This window comes from Bacillus sp. ms-22, from assembly GCF_009759805.1.
In the GTDB taxonomy this organism is placed as follows: domain Bacteria; phylum Bacillota; class Bacilli; order Bacillales; family Bacillaceae; genus Bacillus; species Bacillus xiamenensis.
This window is the reverse complement of record NZ_CP046653.1, coordinates 3,507,298-3,524,789: the sequence shown is the minus strand read 5'-3', so window position 1 is coordinate 3,524,789 and position 17,492 is coordinate 3,507,298. Positions and strand designations below refer to the sequence as shown.

The 17,492-nt window shown below is 41.8% G+C and carries 15 protein-coding genes; 10 read left to right on the top strand and 5 right to left on the bottom strand.

Annotated features, from left to right (window positions below):
- Positions 1–5: 5 nt before the first annotated feature.
- The 4 genes from GPA07_RS18045 (at position 6) to GPA07_RS18030 (ending at position 4,418) form a co-directional block, all read left to right on the top strand.
- Positions 6–1,514, top strand: coding sequence for a class I adenylate-forming enzyme family protein (locus tag GPA07_RS18045; protein WP_157293100.1), 1,509 nt, complete (start codon positions 6–8; stop codon positions 1,512–1,514).
- Between the two features lie 66 nt (positions 1,515–1,580).
- On the top strand, positions 1,581–2,963 hold the full coding sequence (locus GPA07_RS18040; protein WP_071168163.1) for an amino acid permease: 1,383 nt from the start codon (positions 1,581–1,583) through the stop codon (positions 2,961–2,963).
- Between the two features lie 100 nt (positions 2,964–3,063).
- Complete coding sequence (locus tag GPA07_RS18035) at positions 3,064–3,429, top strand: VOC family protein (protein ID WP_008358234.1); 366 nt, start codon at positions 3,064–3,066, stop codon at positions 3,427–3,429.
- 113 nt (positions 3,430–3,542) lie between these two features.
- Positions 3,543–4,418, top strand: a complete 876-nt coding sequence (locus GPA07_RS18030) for an alpha/beta fold hydrolase (protein ID WP_157293099.1) — start codon at positions 3,543–3,545, stop codon at positions 4,416–4,418.
- A 24-nt stretch (positions 4,419–4,442) separates the two neighbouring features.
- Here GPA07_RS18030 and GPA07_RS18025 read toward each other — a convergent pair whose 3' ends face one another.
- Positions 4,443–5,870, bottom strand: a complete 1,428-nt coding sequence (locus GPA07_RS18025) for an alanine/glycine:cation symporter family protein (protein WP_157293098.1) — start codon at positions 5,868–5,870, stop codon at positions 4,443–4,445.
- A 33-nt stretch (positions 5,871–5,903) separates the two neighbouring features.
- Positions 5,904–6,884 (bottom strand): glutaminase, encoded by a 981-nt coding sequence (locus tag GPA07_RS18020; protein ID WP_071168161.1) that lies wholly within the window; start codon positions 6,882–6,884, stop codon positions 5,904–5,906.
- 518 nt (positions 6,885–7,402) lie between these two features.
- On the opposite strand from GPA07_RS18020, the gene GPA07_RS18015 reads away from it, so the two are divergent.
- The 3 genes from GPA07_RS18015 (at position 7,403) to GPA07_RS18005 (ending at position 10,911) form a co-directional block, all read left to right on the top strand.
- The gene (locus GPA07_RS18015) at positions 7,403–8,689 is read left to right on the top strand and encodes an ATP-binding protein (protein WP_008358238.1); all 1,287 of its coding nucleotides are present in this window, start codon (positions 7,403–7,405) and stop codon (positions 8,687–8,689) included.
- 4 nt (positions 8,690–8,693) lie between these two features.
- Entirely contained in the window at positions 8,694–9,632 is a 939-nt protein-coding gene (locus GPA07_RS18010) for a response regulator (RefSeq protein WP_157293097.1), read from the top strand.
- 193 nt (positions 9,633–9,825) lie between these two features.
- Positions 9,826–10,911: an SEC-C metal-binding domain-containing protein gene (locus tag GPA07_RS18005; RefSeq protein ID WP_071168160.1), complete on the top strand. Its 1,086-nt coding sequence runs from the start codon at positions 9,826–9,828 to the stop codon at positions 10,909–10,911.
- A gap of 53 nt (positions 10,912–10,964) precedes the next feature.
- Here GPA07_RS18005 and GPA07_RS18000 read toward each other — a convergent pair whose 3' ends face one another.
- Complete coding sequence (locus GPA07_RS18000) at positions 10,965–12,005, bottom strand: DUF4352 domain-containing protein (protein ID WP_157293096.1); 1,041 nt, start codon at positions 12,003–12,005, stop codon at positions 10,965–10,967.
- A gap of 630 nt (positions 12,006–12,635) precedes the next feature.
- On the opposite strand from GPA07_RS18000, the gene GPA07_RS17995 reads away from it, so the two are divergent.
- On the top strand, positions 12,636–13,565 hold the full coding sequence (locus tag GPA07_RS17995; protein ID WP_157293095.1) for an aldo/keto reductase: 930 nt from the start codon (positions 12,636–12,638) through the stop codon (positions 13,563–13,565).
- Between the two features lie 36 nt (positions 13,566–13,601).
- Here the strand turns inward: GPA07_RS17995 and GPA07_RS17990 are convergent, their stop codons facing one another.
- Together GPA07_RS17990 and GPA07_RS17985 are read right to left on the bottom strand one after the other, a co-directional pair.
- Positions 13,602–14,567: a sensor histidine kinase gene (locus tag GPA07_RS17990; protein ID WP_008358246.1), complete on the bottom strand. Its 966-nt coding sequence runs from the start codon at positions 14,565–14,567 to the stop codon at positions 13,602–13,604.
- A gap of 11 nt (positions 14,568–14,578) precedes the next feature.
- Positions 14,579–15,280, bottom strand: a complete 702-nt coding sequence (locus GPA07_RS17985; protein WP_071168156.1) for a LytR/AlgR family response regulator transcription factor — start codon at positions 15,278–15,280, stop codon at positions 14,579–14,581.
- Positions 15,281–15,440: 160 nt separating this feature from the next.
- Between GPA07_RS17985 and GPA07_RS17980 the strand changes: the two genes are divergently transcribed.
- Both GPA07_RS17980 and GPA07_RS17975 read left to right on the top strand, forming a co-directional pair.
- Positions 15,441–16,181: an ATP-binding cassette domain-containing protein gene (locus GPA07_RS17980; protein ID WP_008358249.1), complete on the top strand. Its 741-nt coding sequence runs from the start codon at positions 15,441–15,443 to the stop codon at positions 16,179–16,181.
- Complete coding sequence (locus GPA07_RS17975; RefSeq protein WP_008358251.1) at positions 16,181–17,362, top strand: ABC transporter permease; 1,182 nt, start codon at positions 16,181–16,183, stop codon at positions 17,360–17,362. Before GPA07_RS17980 ends, GPA07_RS17975 begins: the two co-directional genes overlap by 1 nt.
- Positions 17,363–17,492: the final 130 nt, after the last annotated feature.

Genomic DNA, 17,492 nt, shown 5'->3' with positions numbered 1-17,492 from the left:
AGATATTGAATACTTTACAGGCATTACTAAACGACAGAATGGAACGCTCTTCACACATTGAAGCGATAACTGGCGGGGGTGTGTCTTATACATTTGAAGAATATGCAAAACGCATTGATCAGCTGGCGCATTACTTACATCGTAAAGGAATTCGAAAAGGTGACCGTGTTTGCTTTATTTGTCAAAACCATCACCACTTTTCTACGATTATGCTGGCAGCCATCAAAGCAGGTGCAGTCGCAGTGCCGCTTAGCTGGCAGCTTACCTCTTTTGAGCTAGAAGGTATCTTGAAAAAAGCAGAGCCAAAGGCTTTATTTTTTGACCGTGAATTCCGTGACATCATTGCCGCTGTGAATGTGTCTTTAGAGGATTGCTTGGTGGTGGAGTCCGGTGTGAATGCAAAAACAACGCAACTATTTGAAGACATATTGGCTTCAAACGATGGAAGTGATCTTGCTGATGAGGTGTCAGAAGAGGATCTAGCGATGATTTTGTTTACCTCTGGTACGACAGGCAATCCGAAAGGCTGTATGGTCGGACATGGACGACTCTATCAATTTTTAACAAGACACGGGAATCGAGGATTTGACCTAAGAGGAAAACGTTATTTGGCGAGTCACCCTCTATATCATATGAGCTCAATCAACCATCTTATCGCAGCGGCAATTGAAGGGTATACGCTTGTCTTTTTGCATGATGCAACACCAAAGCGTATTTTAGAAACGATTGAAAAGGAACGAATTACGTTTATGATGGCCTTCCCATCAGCTTATACGTATATGCTGGAAGAGATGAAACGTAGGTCATATGATCTTTCGTCCTTTGAAATTGCGATTTCTGGCGGTACGAAGGTGCCAGTACGTTTGATCAAGGATTACAACGAGGCGGGCATTCAAATGATGCATGGCTACGGAAGTACCGAAGCATGGATTGTCAGTGCATGGTACCCTGCAATGGGCGAAGATAAAATGGGGTCTGCCGGTAAAGTTGATGCGGACGTAGAAGTGAAAATCGTGCATCCTGAGACAAAGGAAACACTGCCGGCTGGAGAAATTGGCGAAGTCGTTATGAGAAGCCCATTTTACTTTCTAGGCTATTATCAGCAGCCTGAAGCGACTGAGAAGGTGCTCAAAGATGGCTGGTTCCATATGGGGGATGCAGGTTATCTAGATGAAGACGGTTTTCTATATATCACAGGCAGATACAAGGATGTGATTGTGTACGGCGGGGATAATATTTATCCTGACCAAGTAGAGGAAGTCATTGAACAAATTCCAGGTGTCATTGAATCAGCTGTGATTGGTGTACCAGATGATGTATATGGTGAAGTGCCAAGTGCGTATATTGTGAAGGACGAATCCATTGATTTCTGCGAAGAAGATGTTGTGCACTATTGCCAAGAACGTTTGGCAGATTACAAAGTTCCGTCCATTCATTTCGCGCAGAAACTGCCAAAAAATAAGCTTGGTAAAATCATGAAGAAAGATTTACGTGAATTGGTTGTGAATGCGTAGTATCTATTCTGCTATAATGAAATTTGAATGATTTTTTGTTTTTCTAACGTTTTGGAGGGAAAGGGTTTGCGACATATTCTTCGTAAGAAACACATTCACGATTTGTTAGAACAGAGTAGACAGCAAAAGGTAAAGAAAACACTGGGCGGGCTCGATCTCACGCTCCTTGGTATAGGGGCTGTGATCGGGACGGGGGTCATGGTGTTGACCGGAATTACAGCAGCTAAGGATGCAGGACCGGCTGTCATTTTCTCCTTTGCGATCGCAGCGATTGTGTGCAGTTTAGCAGCACTTTGTTATGCAGAAATGGCTTCAGCGCTGCCTGTGTTCGGCAGTGCTTACATTTATTCATATACAACGATGGGTGAGCTCGTGGGCCATCTTATGGGCTGGACATTATTATCTGTTTATATGCTGACGGCTTCGGCTGTAGCTAGCGGCTGGTCCAGTTATTTTAACAGCCTGCTGGAGGGATTTGGAATCTCGATTCCACATCAATTTTTAGCGGGACCAGAACAAGGCGGATATATGAATTTGCCAGCGATTATCATTGCTTTACTGATTGCGTGGATCTTATCTAGAGGAACGAAGGAAAGTAAAACATTCAATAATATCATGGTGTTTGTGAAACTTGGTATTATCGTTCTTTTCATTGTAGTAGGTGGTTTTTATGTAGAGCCAGCCAATTGGCAGCCGTTCATGCCGTTTGGTACGGAAGGGATTATTGCCGGTGCAGCTGCTGTGTTTTTTGCCTTTTTAGGGTTTGATGCCATTTCGGCTTCTGCAGAAGAGGTGAAAAATCCACAGCGGAACCTCCCAATTGGTATCATTGGTTCATTGCTTATTTGTACGGTCATCTATATTGTCGTTTGTTTGGTCATGACAGGCATGGTGCACTATACGAAGCTGAATGTGACAGAGGCCATGTCCTATGTGCTGCAAAGTGTGCATCAAAATAGTGTGGCTGGTATTATTTCTGTCGGTGCCGTCATTGGATTGATGGCTGTGATTTTCGCCAATAATTATGCGGCCACTCGAATTGCTTATGCGATGGGTCGAGACGGGCTCTTGCCTAAGCTGTTTTCAAAAACAAACAAGCGTGATACACCTGTTGCAAGCATATGGATGATTGGCGGAATGACAGCTGTTATTTCAGGCTTTATTGATTTGAAGAACCTGTCCAACCTAGCCAATATCGGTGCATTATTAACGTTTGCGATGGTGAGCTTATCTGTTCTCATCTTGAGAAAGACGCATAAGCAGCTTGAAAGGGGATTCCGGGTTCCTTTTGTGCCGGTCTTGCCGATCATTTCAATGGGCTGCTGTGTGTTTCTTATGCTCAATTTACCGGGCCGGACATGGCTGTACTTTGGGGTTTGGCTGTTCATCGGTGTCGTCATGTACGCAGCGTATTCTAATAAACACAGTGAGTTAGCGAAATCTTCATAAGAAAAAGGTGCAAATCCGTTGACGATTTGTGCCTTTTTTCTTACGATTTGGGATAAACTATATAAGAGATACTGTACGGAATAAGAGGAGGATGAGGGATATGATCAGCGTTAGTCCTTATATTGTCGTAGAAGATGTGAAGGAATCTCTTCAATATTATCAAGGGATTTTTGGCGGAGAGATTCATATCTTAAATGAACATCAAGACCGTATATTACATGCTGAATTGCACCTTGGAGAATCACTGCTCCATTTTTCAGATACGTTTGGGCGCACGCCAAAGCCAGAGAATTTGAGGTTGATCATGCAGTTTGACAATGAAGAAGAGTTAAAGGCTGTATATGAGGCGCTTGAAGCGGACGGAGATGTGCTGGTGGAATTACAGGATACATTCTTTGGTGCACTTCACGGACAAGTACAAGACCGGAAGAATGGTCTGATATGGGTGCTGAATTATATAAAATAAACAAAGACCTTCACATCTGTGAGGGTTTTTTTGGGGAGTGTTTTTATTTTCTGAAAAATGGAAAATATGCTATGTTGGAAGAATCATACGACATGGGGAAGGGTGGAAAATCAATGGAGAAAGTTGAATTTCAATATATCCAAACAAATGGTATCAAGCTCCATATAGCAATGGCAGGCCCTGTAGATGGCCCGCTTCTTGTTCTGCTGCATGGGTTTCCAGAGTTTTGGTACGGCTGGAAAAATCAAATCATGCCCTTAGCAGAGGCAGGCTATCGCGTCATCGTTCCTGATCAAAGGGGGTACCATCTTAGTGACAAACCAGAAGGAGTCGAATCATACGTCTTAGATCAATTGAGAGATGATATTGTGGGGGTGATTAAGGCGCTGAGTCCAAATCAAAAGGCCATTGTCGGCGGACATGATTGGGGCGGAGCTGTTGCTTGGCATTTGGCTTCAACCCGATCTCAATATGTCGAGAAATTAATCATCGTCAATATGCCGCATCCGCGTGTAATGATGAAGGTTCTCCCGTTTTATCCGCCGCAGTGGAAAAAGAGCTCCTATATTGCATTCTTTCAGCTTCCGAATGTACCGGAGGCGGCGCTTCAAGAAAATCACTTTCAAAGGCTGGATGAAGCCATTGGATTGACGGCTAGACCCCATTTGTTCACGAAGGAAGATGTCTCAAGCTATAAGCTGGCATGGACGCAGCCTGGAGCGATTACGTCTATGCTGAATTGGTATCGGGCTATTAAAAAAGGCGGTTTTGAAAAGCCGATTTCCAAACGAATTTTAGTTCCTGTCCGCATGATTTGGGGAATGGAGGACAAGTTTCTAAGCAGAAAGCTGGCAAAGGAAACGATCAAGATTTGCCCAAATGGACAGCTGATTTTTGTCGATGATGCCTCACATTGGATTAATCATGAGAAACCAAATGTCGTGAACAAGCTCATACTCGAATTTCTCAAATCAAGCAAAAAGCTCTGATCAAAGGACCAGAGCTTTTTTTAGTTAACTGATTTGATTCTTTTTCAACGTAACGGGTTCATCGTCCCAGCATTCGATTTTCTCATTGTTCGGTACGGCATTTTTATAGAAGACAGGATCTTCGCCTGCTTTTTTCTGTCTCATATAATCCTTCAGTGCTGCAAAGGCGACCTTAGACAGCATGGTGATGGCAATGAGGTTGACGATGACCATGAGACCCATGAATATGTCAGCCAGTCCCCAAACAAGATCGACCTTTGCGATGGAACCAAACAGAACCATCCCTATGACAGCGACGCGATATATGTTAAGCCAAATTTTGTTCGCTCCAAGGAACTCAATGTTCGTTTCTCCATAGTAGTAGTTACCAATTAAAGTACTAAAAGCAAAGAGGAAAATCATAACTGCAAGGAATCCAGAAGCCCATGGTCCAATATGCTGACTTAATGAAGCCTGTGTGAGCTCAATCCCTTGCAATTTTGTTGTTTTATACGCATCAGAAAACAGAACAAGAAATGCTGTGCTCGTACAAATAATTAACGTATCTGTTAACACGCCGAATGCTTGAATTAAGCCTTGTTTAACAGGGTGGCTTGTGACAGCAGTTGCTGCTGCGTTAGGTGCACTACCCATACCGGCTTCGTTTGAGAAGAGACCGCGTTTAATCCCTTGTAATAATGCTCCGCCTAGTGTACCTCCGGCGAACTGTTCAAAACCGAAAGCATGATTCACAATCGTACTGATGACGCCAGGCAGTTCAGTGATATTTGTGACAATCACAAATAATGCGATACCGATGTATGCAACAGCAAGCACAACAACAATATATTCAGATGCTTTTGCAATCGCTTGAATACCTTTAAAGATAATGGCGGCAAAAATAACAGCCATTATGATTCCAACAGTTAAACGGTCTAGACCAAAGGAACTTTTAAAAGCAACAGTAATCGTATTAGATTGAACCGAGTTAAAGACAATCCCAAAAGAAATGGTGATGAGGATAGCGAATAACACGCCCATCCATCGCTTGTTTAACCCTTTTTCCATATAATACGCAGGTCCGCCGCGGAACCCTGTTTTATCTTTCACTTTATACACCTGAGCCAGTGTGCTTTCAACAAAACTTGAAGCAGAACCAATAACGGCTACGACCCACATCCAAAAAATAGCTCCAGGTCCGCCGACAGCAATAGCGATGGCAATTCCTGTAATGTTCCCTGTTCCTACACGTGCCGCCATACTGATGGCGAATGCTTGGAACGGTGAAATGCCTTCTTTTTCTTTTCTTCCTTCTTTCAGAACAAGTACCATTTCTTTCATCATTCTGATTTGGAGGAAGCGTGATTTATACGTAAAGTAAATCCCTACTCCGAGTAACAGAGCAATGACAATATAAGTCCAAATAAAATCATTTGTATGTGTTAAATAAGATAGCAAAGCTTTTTCGTTCATAACATCACCTCTTCGAATTCATCACTGTTCTTTTTAAAAAATACTGAGATCCCACTCTTTGGCGAGCTTTTTCAGCATCATGACACCAGTAATACTATTTCCGCAATCATCAATGGCGGGGCCATAAATGCCAATTCCGCAGCCTGTCTGAAACGGGAATTCTCTTCTTGCGCTTGGCGGAACGCAAGCCATAATTCCTCCAGACACACCACTTTTGGCTGGCACGCCTACAAAAGCAGCAAAATTACCAGACGCATTGTACATGCCGCATGTCAGCATCAACGCCTTTGTTAGTCTTGCGATATCTTTGGGAATGACTTGGACCTGTTTAAAGGGGTGATAGCCATCACTTGAGATAATCAGTCCAATTAAGGCGATGTCCTCTGTTGTGACCTCGATAGAGCATTGCTTTAAATAGACCTCTAACGTTTCTTCGACATCTGATTCTAAGTAATTGGTTTCTTTTAAATAATAAGCAAGTGCCCGGTTACGGTGCGCTGTTGCCCATTCTGATTGATATACCTCTTCATTAACAGAAGGACGCTTACCTATTAAGTTTTCGATTAAATCGAAAATATATGCTAGCTTTTCTGTAGAAGTCTTTCCGGGAAGGATGGAGGATACGGTAATAGCTCCAGCATTAATCATTGGATTAAAGGGTTTCCCTGGCTTATGCATCTCAAGGCGGTAAATCGAATTAAATGCATCACCAGTTGGCTCTACATCTACCCGATCCAAGACGTAAGGAACGCCTCTTCCTAAGCAGGCAGCTATAAAGCTGATGACTTTTGAGATACTTTGCAGGGTAAAGGGAACGTCCCAATCACCATAACGTACAGATGATCCATCTGGGCCTATCACGCTGATACCAAGTTGAGAGGAATTCACTTTTCCGAGTGCTGGAATGTAGCTAGCATTCTGTCCGTTTTTGTAATACGGACGTATTTCTTCTGCCCATTGATCAACAGCAGGCTGGCATGCGTGTTGTGTATTATTAGAAATTTCTGTTTTCATACGATTCCTCCAATCAAAAATCAAAAAAGTACCCTATTGAATTGGCGGATGACAAAAAATGCGATCAAATAGGCACGAAAACATGTTACACATCTTCAATGAACTTGTCATGCGCTGCTTGTACCACTCCTTTACACCTAAATATATGTTCAAATGAAGGCTTTGGCGGCGAAAAAACAAAAAGGGTTTTTAGTGAAAATTCAGAAAACGCTTACATATAGTTTCACTAAAATTGTTCATTTAATTTATCTTGGAAACTACACAATCTGACGAAAATCTACAGAAAAACTTACAAATAAAAATCGGTATGTCGACAATTGTCTAAACAATTCCTATTATTGTAGACAATCACCAAAGAACAGAATAGCTGAAAGGTCACCTTGATGACTCGGAGAATAGTCATAAAAAAAGATTTTGGAGATGAAAGGCACAGTGAAAATTATTTTTTTGCTCATTGTGAAGAAAAGAGTCTCCTTGTATACTGTGGCTATGCAAACAGGGGAAGGGATGTCAGTCACTTGAGTTTAAACCAGCTTGTCAAAAAAGACGCATTCATTTTAATTTTTATGGTGGTCATTGTGCCGCTTGCAGGAGAGCTGAAGTTTTATCCTGTGAACGAGACATTTCGCATCAGTTTTGGGGCACCTGCGTTTTTCTTTTGTTTATTGCTCTTAAGAAAATCAAGACCGTTTCTGCCGGGATTGTTAACAGGCGCAGCCATTGTCCTTTTTCGGGTAGGCTTAGATTTGATTCAGCAAAAGGCTGATCTGGCTGTGTCGTTTTATCAGCAATTTCCGAGCTTCTTTTTTTACTTTACTTACGCTTTTCTTTTCTTTGTTGTCCGTACGGGACGTTTTAAGCAGCGCTCCATTTTTATTGGACTGATTGGTCTTATGATTGAGCTGCTTGCTGATTTTGTCGAGCTGTTTGTACAGTTTTTAGTGTTTGATACCACAATCACCTTTTCAAAGCTGAGTGATATGGTGCTCATTGCATTTGCTCACAGCTTTGTAGTTATCAGCTTTTTTAATATGATGAGGCTGTATGAGGCACAATCAAGAGAGAAACAAATCATGAAACAAAATGAGCATATGATGATGGTCATTTCGAATTTATATGAGGAAACGGTTCACTTAAAGAAGACGTTAAATCATACAGAACACATTACGCAAGAATCATACCGGCTTTACCGTGTGCTGCATGAACACGAAGCAGGGAAAAACGTGAGTCAGGAGCTGTTGAAGCTCGCAGGAGAAATACATGAGGTTAAAAAGGACAATCAGCGTATTTTCGCTGGACTTTCGAAGCTGATCTCAAAAGAAAATATGCAAGACTATATGAGAGCTGAGGAGCTCGTTCAAATTGTGATCCGCATTCAAGAGAAATATGCGCTGTCTCTAGAGAAGAACATTACTTTTACATCTGATATACGAGGCATTCACTTGCATGATTATCATGTGTTCATTTTCTTATCACTGATTAATAATTTAATGGCAAATGCAGTTGAAGCAATAGAGGATAACGGGGCCATCTCACTCGTATTAAAAGGCAGTCATGATAAAATAGAGATTCGGGTTGAAGATGATGGACCGGGTATTCCTGAGAAATTAAGAGAGGTTGTCTTTGATCCAGGCTACACCTCGAAATTTGATGCATATGGTACACCGTCTACGGGGATTGGTTTATCCTACGTGAGAGAGCTGGTTCAAGAGCTTGGAGGGCAAATCAAGATTGAACAAAAAGAAGCAAAAGGTACAGCTTTTCAGCTTGTCCTTCCAATACAAAATTTAATACAGAGAGGGTGAGTGTATGCGATTTTTCATTGCAGATGATGATCGTGCAATACGCTCGATTTTATGTCAAATCATTGAGGATGAGGATTTGGGAGAGGTCGTGGATGAAGCTGATGACGGAATTGGATTAGAAGCTCATTCATTGAACCTGAAAAAAGTAGACATCCTTTTGATTGATCTTTTAATGCCAGCTAGAGATGGTATTCAAACAATACGCCATATTCACCCTGAATTCAAAGGCAAGGTCATTATGATTTCTCAAGTAGAGGCAAAAGAGATGATGGCAGAGGCCTATGAACTTGGGATTGAATATTATATTCATAAACCCGTCAATCGAATTGAAATTGTCAGTGTCATTCGAAAGGTCATAGAGCGTATGAAGCTGGAAAAATCCATTTATGATATTCAAGCTTCCCTTCGGCATGTGCTGCAATTAGAGCCAGTGATTTCTCATGATGCGGGCGCTGGGGCGAAGCGAAGAACGATGAAAGAGGCAGGGGAATTCCTCCTATCTGAATTAGGAATTGTTGGAGAGAGCGGCTCTAAGGATTTACTAGAGATATTGATCTACTTACATGAAACGCAGACAGCCAATTCCCATGAGGTCAATTTTCCTCCACTCAAGCAGCTGTTTATCAAAACGGCGGAGAGAAAGCTGGATCATGGTGCGACCGATGTGGAAGTGATGCGGGAAGTGAAAGCAGCAGAGCAGCGAATTAGACGAGCTATTCATCATTCCTTAAACCATTTCGCTTCACTAGGGTTAACAGATTTCTCGAATCCTAAGTTTGAGCATTATGCGTCAAAGTTTTTTGATTTTACCGACGTCAGCCAAAGAATGAAAGAAATGCAGAAGGCATCTTCACCCGCAGGGTCAACAGGCAGGGTCAATACGAAGAAGTTTGTGCAAATTTTTTATTTTGAAGCCAAGCAGTTATTCGAAGGAATGAACTAAGGAAAATCTGTTGGAATGATTGGAGAAAATAAACAGAGACAGGATGCTCTTTTCTAGGATCGGTCTTGCTCTTGTAGGTGTCTTTGTTATTTATCCGATCATTCTGATTTTTCTTTTTTCTTGAAAATAAAACTCTCCTATGCAATCGTTTGTTAAAATAGTGAGGTTAGACTAGAATGTCGGAGGTTTTATTTTGGGAAAAATTAAACGAAATGCGCTCTGCCCATGCGGAAGCGGAAAAAAATATAAACATTGCTGTGGTCAAAAGTCAGGCGGAGAACAAACGTCTGAACTTGTGTTTAAGGAAGCTGTTCAAGTTCAAAAGGATTTAATGAATTATGCCTTCTCTAAGCATCAGAGAGCGATTAATCAATTCATTAATGAGTTTTCTTTTCTTGCAGATATGGATAAAGAAACGCAACAAATCTCAGTCTTTCATTTGAGTGTATGGGGCATCTTCTTCCGCCCATTAACAGATAAGAAAGAGACGATCTTCCATGAATTTCTGACAAAGAAAGCAGAGGATATTACCCGTCCGAAAACAAGACAGGTGGTTCAATCTTGGACAAACATGGAGCCATCTTTACTTTTATTAAATGAAAAAACGGACGAGTCTCTTTTCTTCGAGAATATGGTAACAGCTCAGAAGGTTGAAGTTGATGTGAAGCCGAATCAAACGGTACTGCCAGAGAAGGGCAGTCTTGTTCTGGGTTTTCCTGTTCAGTTTGGAGAAAAAGCAGAGTTTTTCATTCAATATACGATGTTTACGAAAGAGTTTACAGATACGCTCCTTCTTCAGGTTCGCCAGCTCGTTGAAGCGCACGAAGCAAATGGAGGCGCGCGTAGCACATTTATGAGAGAAGCCTTCCCTGAAGTGCTGAAGCGTATGTTTGCGAAGCAAGAAGTAGAAGAAACGGAAGCGTCTGTTCCAACAGAAGGCGGTACAGGACTATCAGCAGACCGTATGAACTGGGCAAGTGATGTTCAGCTGGAAACAGCCAAACTGATTGAAGATGGCATGAAAGAGCACGGTGACCAAAGCCTCACAGATGGCGCTTTAACGGTTTGGAAAGCTTACTGTGATCAGAAATCACCTGTGATCCGTAAAGCAGCGTCGTTTGCTGCGGGAATCGAATATTATATTCATTCGCTTGCAAGTGATGCACCACTTTCTCAAGCCCAAGTGGCTAAAAAGTATGGCGTTAGTGCGTCTACTGTATCGAGCCGTTTTAAAGACATTGAAAAAGCGGTCAAAGAAGAGCAAGAGGCGGCTGTATAATGTAAATGAAAAAGACGCGGCACCCTTTAGGGAGCCAGCGTCTTCTTTTCTTATTACCTTGTTTTGATAAAGCCGTTCATATACTGCTCTGTTTGATAATCATTGAGGTCGATTTTCCACTTGTCGTCCCCATTCCGCTTCATTTTCACTTCATATTCAACTGGGCTGGAGACTGGAGGAAGCTTTTCGAACTCAGATGCGTACATCTTCAAGATTTTCTTATACAGTTCTTCTTTCGAACGAATCTTGCCGTTGTAGAACTCATCTTTTTGCTTGTCCAGCTTGTCTTTTAAGTTAGAGGCATCAATGCCTGTTACTTGAGCGGAAACCTTCGCTTCGTCATCTGAAATGGTTTTCACACTTGTTTCTAATTTGGCTTTATCCTTCATTGTGTTTTGCATGCGTTTGTACATGGACAGGATATCACGATCGCTCACTTCATTTCCGTATATGCTTGCACTTCTCTTGAAGTCTTTCACAAACATTTCATGATATTTATTGACGATATCCGATTGGTTGTCACCTGTTAATTCAGAAAATTGATCGTTCTTTTTGTCAAAGACAATGATATCAGTATAAGCGGATAGCGCTTTTGCTGGGTTATCCAGTTTTTTTGCTGTATCTAGTATTTTGTTGCCATCTAGTGCAATTTCGATTGAATCACTATTTTTCTTGATGCTGTCTTGGTACACGAATTGATATTTCTTGCCTTTATCTACTAGGAAATAAAGAGCACCAGATAGTGATTTTCCTTTATTCAAAGACCCTAGATCAAGGCGGTCTTTACTGCCGTAGAATTTTAAATCGGAGACTTTGGCATCGTCCTGATAAAGAGAGAAATCAGAGTTATATAAGGAAAGGGCTTTGTCACCTTTGTTGGTGATCGTCACGTTGACTTTTAACACCAATTCATTGTCACGCAGTGTAGTTGTTGTGTCTTCTGGTAACGTATATTCGTAACTATTCACTTTTATCTCGGCTGTTTTCGTAGATTTTTGTTCAGCGTTGGTTGATTTTGATGAGCTCTGGCAGGCCGCAGAGATGATCATCACGAATGAAATCATGAGGAGTGCGCTTAATTTCTTTAGATTCACAGTTGATGCTCCTTTGCTTTTCTTTCGTCATTCCCTTCCCATATCTGACTAAGAAAAAAGAAACAGATAGAATGGTATATTCGGGTGTTAGAGGGGAAAATCTCCTAATGACGATTTGCACTATTCATTCTATCGAATTTCATTTGCGGTGAGGAATAGGTTTTAGTCCCTATCTTTGATAGATTTTTACACATTTTCCTATAAAAAACGGAATTTTGTAAGCTGAATATACTGGTTAATAAGGATTATTTTATCTTTTTATCGTGGTTTTTAAATGTTTTTTGTATAAAAATCTTGAAATAAAGGTAGTTATTATGTCGCAGGGCGGTGGCGGATAGCGAAGACGACAGCCTGTGCCGGTCTGGTGCATGCCACTTTTGCAAAATGCGTTGATGCTAATAAATAGCTTGTCCGCGATGCTTTTACTCTTTAAGCTGTAAGCCGCTTGCTTCAGCATTCCCGTTCCAGTTCTGATCATTTGGAGGATTTTGTTTTAGTTTATCTCCATCATACGACCTTTTGTTCTCGAAGCGTCCACCTCCAGATTGATTTTCAGGAGCAGGATACTTGAATGTTGAAAATGATTCGTGGGAAAATAAGGGTGATTAAACAGCCAAGGGAGATGAGGGTTTGAAGAAAGTAACGCTTGGACGAACTGATTTACAAGTGAATCCGATAGGACTTGGAACAAATGCAGTAGGTGGCCATAATTTATTTCCGAATCTAAGTGAAGATGCAGGTCGGGAGCTTGTGGAAACGGCTCTTGATCAAGGTGTCAATTTCTTAGATTCTGCTTTTATTTATGGGCTAGGCCGTTCAGAAGAATTGATTGGCGAGATCATTGCCAAAAGAGGCGGTAGAGAAACACTCGTCCTTGCGACAAAAGGGGCTCATAAAGAAGTAAACGGGCAAATTGAACTTGATAATAGCCGTGATTTCTTAAGGAAGCAGGTCGAAGACAGCTTGAAAAGGCTGCAAACAGATTATATTGACTTGTACTATATGCATTTCCCAGACGGGCGCACGCCGCTGGATGAAGTGGCAGGTACATTAAAGGAATTGAAGGATGAGGGGAAAATCAGGGCAATTGGGGCATCAAACCTTGATTTTGAACAGCTTCAAACCTTTAACCGAGATGGATACTTAGACGTCTTTCAATCAGAGTATTCTCTGCTAAAGCGTCAGGCCGAGCAAGACCTTCTCCCATACTGCGTGGAGCATGGCATTTCCTTTATTCCTTATTTCCCGTTGGCGTCAGGCTTGTTGACTGGAAAATTTACAAAGGATGCGACATTTGATGATATTCGGGCAAAGAACCCGCTTTTCCAAGGTGATGCTTTCCTTCAAAATCTCGAAAAAGTAGACAAGCTGAAGGCCATTGCACAAGCAAAGCATGCAGAAACGGCACACGTAGCGCTGGCATGGCTATTAGCGCAGGACGGCATTGATGCGATTATTCCTGGCGCAAAACGAGCAGAGCAAGTCTTGCAAAACCTAAAAACAAACGATGTTCAATTAACAAAAGAAGAAATCAACGAAATCAATCAAATCTTTTCTTAACATAAAAAATAAGGTGCCGAGCAGCACCTTATTTTTTTATGCCATTGTGAGAGGAATCTTGATCACGAGCCGCAGATTTGGAGAACGATAAGTAAAATCAAGCGTGCCGTCCGCTTTTTTAACAAGCTGATGAATGATATATGTACCCATTCCTTGATGATCACCGCCTTTTGTTGAGCGGCCAAATGTTTTGAATAGATGATCTAATACGTGTTTTTCCATTCCCTTTGTACTGTTCTCACAATGAATCAAAAAGAGCCCGCTCCGTATGGAAGTCGTGATCGAGATGCTCCCTTCGTTCCCAGCTTGCTTCGCTTCAATGGCGGCATCTAAAGCGTTATCGAGCAGGTTGCCAGTAAAACTCACCTGATCAGCCTTAGAAAAAGGAAGAGAAGAAAAGGGTGCTTGAAGATCGAGTGAAAGGACAATGTCCTCTTTTTCAGCTCGCTGGAAAAAGGGATGAAGGGTTGAGGCCAAATAAGCATTTTCCCCTTTGATCCAAGGGACATATTTCACGTAATGCTGAATCAAATCCTTGATCTCATGCTCGTCATTTGACGTGGAAAAAGCATTTAAATGTCTGGCTGTTTCATGGTGTTTACTTCGCAGCTCAAGCAGCAATTCATTGGTTCTCGCTTCAGCATTGGTCAGCTCTTGTAGCCGTCCATTTAAATGGTGCTCCGTTTTCATCATCTTTAAGGAAAGGAGATCCGTTGTCAAAATGATGATAACAGTTAAAAGGGGGCTGAGCCCATTTCCGTGCGTGAGAAAAAGTGAAAGTCCTGAACAGGTGATGAGCACAAAAGCGCCTAATATCACGTAACCACTCATACCCAGCCAAAACCTTTTGTAAATGAAAAATGTGTAAAGGCACATGATACAAAAGGTCAGAAGCCACACCATGCTTGACGACAAAGGCAGAAAAGCTGTCGCGGCAGCTTGAACGGCAAGACCTAGCCAGATGAGCGTATATATGCGAAATCCAAGATAGAAAGCGTTCACGTTCGTTCTCCTTAAAAGTAGTATTTCTTAAAGTATTCCAATTGCTGCTTGGTCATCATGGCCTTTTTATCAGTACCTTCAAAAGACACGATAAATGAATTTTTGGCATACGCCGAAAAGTTCTTAATGTAATGAATATTAATGATAAACGAGCGGTGGGAGCGGATAAAATCTTTCTCAGCTAAATCGCCCTTTAACTCGTTGAGTGTTTGATACGTTTGAATATCTCCTGTTGTTGTGACAATGGTCGTCGACCTGCCCGTACGTTCAACAAAAATGACGTCTTTTTTCTGCAACACATGGATATCTGACTGCTGCTTGATGAGAAGCCGTCCATGAATGCTTTTCTCCTGCTTGGTGGACATGTAGCGCTCTAAGGATTTGGCGATTCGATCGGCATGGTAAGGCTTCATAATATAATCATGGACATTCAAATCAAAGGCATGGACAGCATACCCACTGTTTCCCGTCACAAATACAACATCCACATTCAGTGCGTGAGAGTGAATAAGGTCTGCTAATTCATAGCCTGACATGCCGGGCATTTCAATGTCTGCAAACAACAAATCAATGCCGCCCTGTTTGACCTTCTCATATGCATCCTCGGCTGACTGCGTCACAAAGGCAATGTCAACGGCCTCCATTCTGCCGACGATGGCATGCAGCTTTTCTAAATCCACTCGATAATCATCGACAAGACCTACTTTTATCATAAAAATCACCTATGACTCTTCTTATTATTTGTCTATTTTACCATTTGTTTTTTGAAATTGATCATTTCAAGACAGAAAAAGGACGTTTCGCGACATTTTTATGTCAGGTCCGCTTTATTTTTTCTATCATAGACGTAGATAGTCGAAAGGGGCGAACCAAATGATTACTCTCAGCGATTGCAGCTGCTGGTTTACAGATAAGAAAAAAGTCGTAAAGGCAATGAAGCATATGACGTTCTCCGTGAAGGAAGGAGAAGTCGTCGGCATCTTAGGAGAAAATGGCGCAGGGAAAACCACATTATTGCGCGCCGTTGCGACATTATTGCAGCCTACTCATGGAACCGTGAATGTTGCAGGCTTCGATACAGTCAAAGAAGCAACAGAAGTGAAGAAGCGAATTGGTGTCTTGTTTGGAGGAGAGACGGGGCTTTATGACCGTTTGTCGGCTCGAGAGAACCTTGAATACTTTGGGAAATTATATGGCTTAGATCAGCATGAAATCAAAGCAAGAATTGAGGATTTAGCAAAGCGGTTTGGGATGAGGCAATACATGGATCGCAAAGTAAAAGGATTTTCAAGAGGGATGAAACAAAAGGTGGCGATTGCCAGAACATTGATTCATGATCCTGACATTATTTTGTTTGATGAACCGACAACCGGTTTAGATATCACATCGAGTAATATTTTCAGAGAGTTTATTCATCAGTTGAAACAGCAAAATAAAACGATTCTATTTTCAAGCCACATCATGGAAGAAGTCAGCCTGCTTTGTGACAGTGTCATGATGATTCATCAAGGGGAGCTTGTGTACAAAGGAACGCTTCCAGAATTATATGCACAGGAACAAAGTGAAGACTTGAATTACATCTTTATGTCGAAGCTCGCAAGGGGGAATGCATAATGTGGAAAACCGTCTTTTTAAAAGAAATGACAGATTCGCTCAGAGACAGGAAAACGCTGCTCTTAACAGTGTTGATCCCTCTTTTGACGATGCTCGGACTCGTGTTTTTTTACGAAAGCATGATCGCTGATCCAGGCGATAAAACGTATACAGTCGCAATCAATGAAAAGCTTCCGTCCGATATGAATGACATGATCAAAGAAGTGAAAAACCTGAAACTTGAAACCTTTGATGACCCGCAGCAAGCCGTTAAGGACGGTGAGGCGAATGCTTATCTAGAAATGCCGAAAGATGCAGACGATATGCTTCAGCATCAAACCTCATTTGCCATTAAAGTCCATGGGTATCCAACAGATGATGATTCAGTGATTGCGGTTCAAATGCTGCAATCATTGCTTGAACAATATCAAAATCAAGTCGTAGAAAAGCGTTTAGCACAGGATCAGATCAAATCGTCAGTGATTCATCCGTTTGAGGTGCAATCGGTTGATGTGCAAGAAGGAGAGGACGGGGATGGAGAAAACGGGGTGACTACCATGCTGCTGTCGATTCTCCTTCCAATGATTTTGGTGACTTCCGTCATCTCGGGTGCTTTGCCAGCTGCGCTTGATATCGTAGCAGGTGAAAAGGATAGAAAATCAATTGAAGCCTTATTCCTGACACCGGCCAGCAGACTCCAGCTTTTAATTGGAAAATGGCTAGCTGTTTCTATGTTTGGTATATTAAGTGGCATTGTGGCGATTGGCATGCTGCTGCTCTCTACATTGCTCTTTACAGAAAAACTGAAACAAGCGCTGAACTTTGGAGATCAAGTGTGGAGCATCATCGGCGTTATGTTCGTGGCATTAATTATCTTCTCATTCATGGTCTCAATGATTGAACTGCTGCTCAGTGTCGTTTCAAGCTCAGTGAAAGAAGCACAATCGTACATGTCCATGATTATTACACTAGGTGTGATTCCGATGTTTTTCACCATGAGAGCAGGCGCTACGCAGCTAGATACGTATTACTTTGCGATCCCATTCCTTAATATTCACGCACTATGCAAGCAATTGATGTTTGGCATCGTTGACCCAATGTCGATTGCCCTGACGCTCGGCTCATCGGCGCTGTTAGTCGTTATCCTGTTTGTCATCGTGAGAAGCTTGTTTATGAAAGAGAAATGGATGCTTGCGAAATAAAGAAATGACTTTAATTCATAGAGGGCGTAAAGGTTGTCGAGAAAATCTCGACAGCCTAATTTTGTTTGAAATTTACAACCTTCCTTGTATTAGACAGAAAAATTGCTATATACCTTGCTAAGTAGGCCTT

What these genes read in the sequence shown, in the direction of transcription:
- GPA07_RS17985 (WP_071168156.1), bottom strand. Translation starts at nt 15,280, where the DNA reads ATGATAAAAGTAGGTCTTGTCGATGATTATCGAGTGGATTTAGAAAAG.
- GPA07_RS17975 (WP_008358251.1), top strand. Translation starts at nt 16,181, where the DNA reads ATGTGGAAAACCGTCTTTTTAAAAGAAATGACAGATTCGCTCAGAGAC.
- GPA07_RS18035 (WP_008358234.1), top strand. Translation starts at nt 3,064, where the DNA reads ATGATCAGCGTTAGTCCTTATATTGTCGTAGAAGATGTGAAGGAATCT.
- GPA07_RS18020 (WP_071168161.1), bottom strand. Translation starts at nt 6,884, where the DNA reads ATGAAAACAGAAATTTCTAATAATACACAACACGCATGCCAGCCTGCT.
- GPA07_RS17980 (WP_008358249.1), top strand. Translation starts at nt 15,441, where the DNA reads ATGATTACTCTCAGCGATTGCAGCTGCTGGTTTACAGATAAGAAAAAA.
- GPA07_RS18030 (WP_157293099.1), top strand. Translation starts at nt 3,543, where the DNA reads ATGGAGAAAGTTGAATTTCAATATATCCAAACAAATGGTATCAAGCTC.
- GPA07_RS18025 (WP_157293098.1), bottom strand. Translation starts at nt 5,870, where the DNA reads ATGAACGAAAAAGCTTTGCTATCTTATTTAACACATACAAATGATTTT.
- GPA07_RS18010 (WP_157293097.1), top strand. Translation starts at nt 8,694, where the DNA reads ATGCGATTTTTCATTGCAGATGATGATCGTGCAATACGCTCGATTTTA.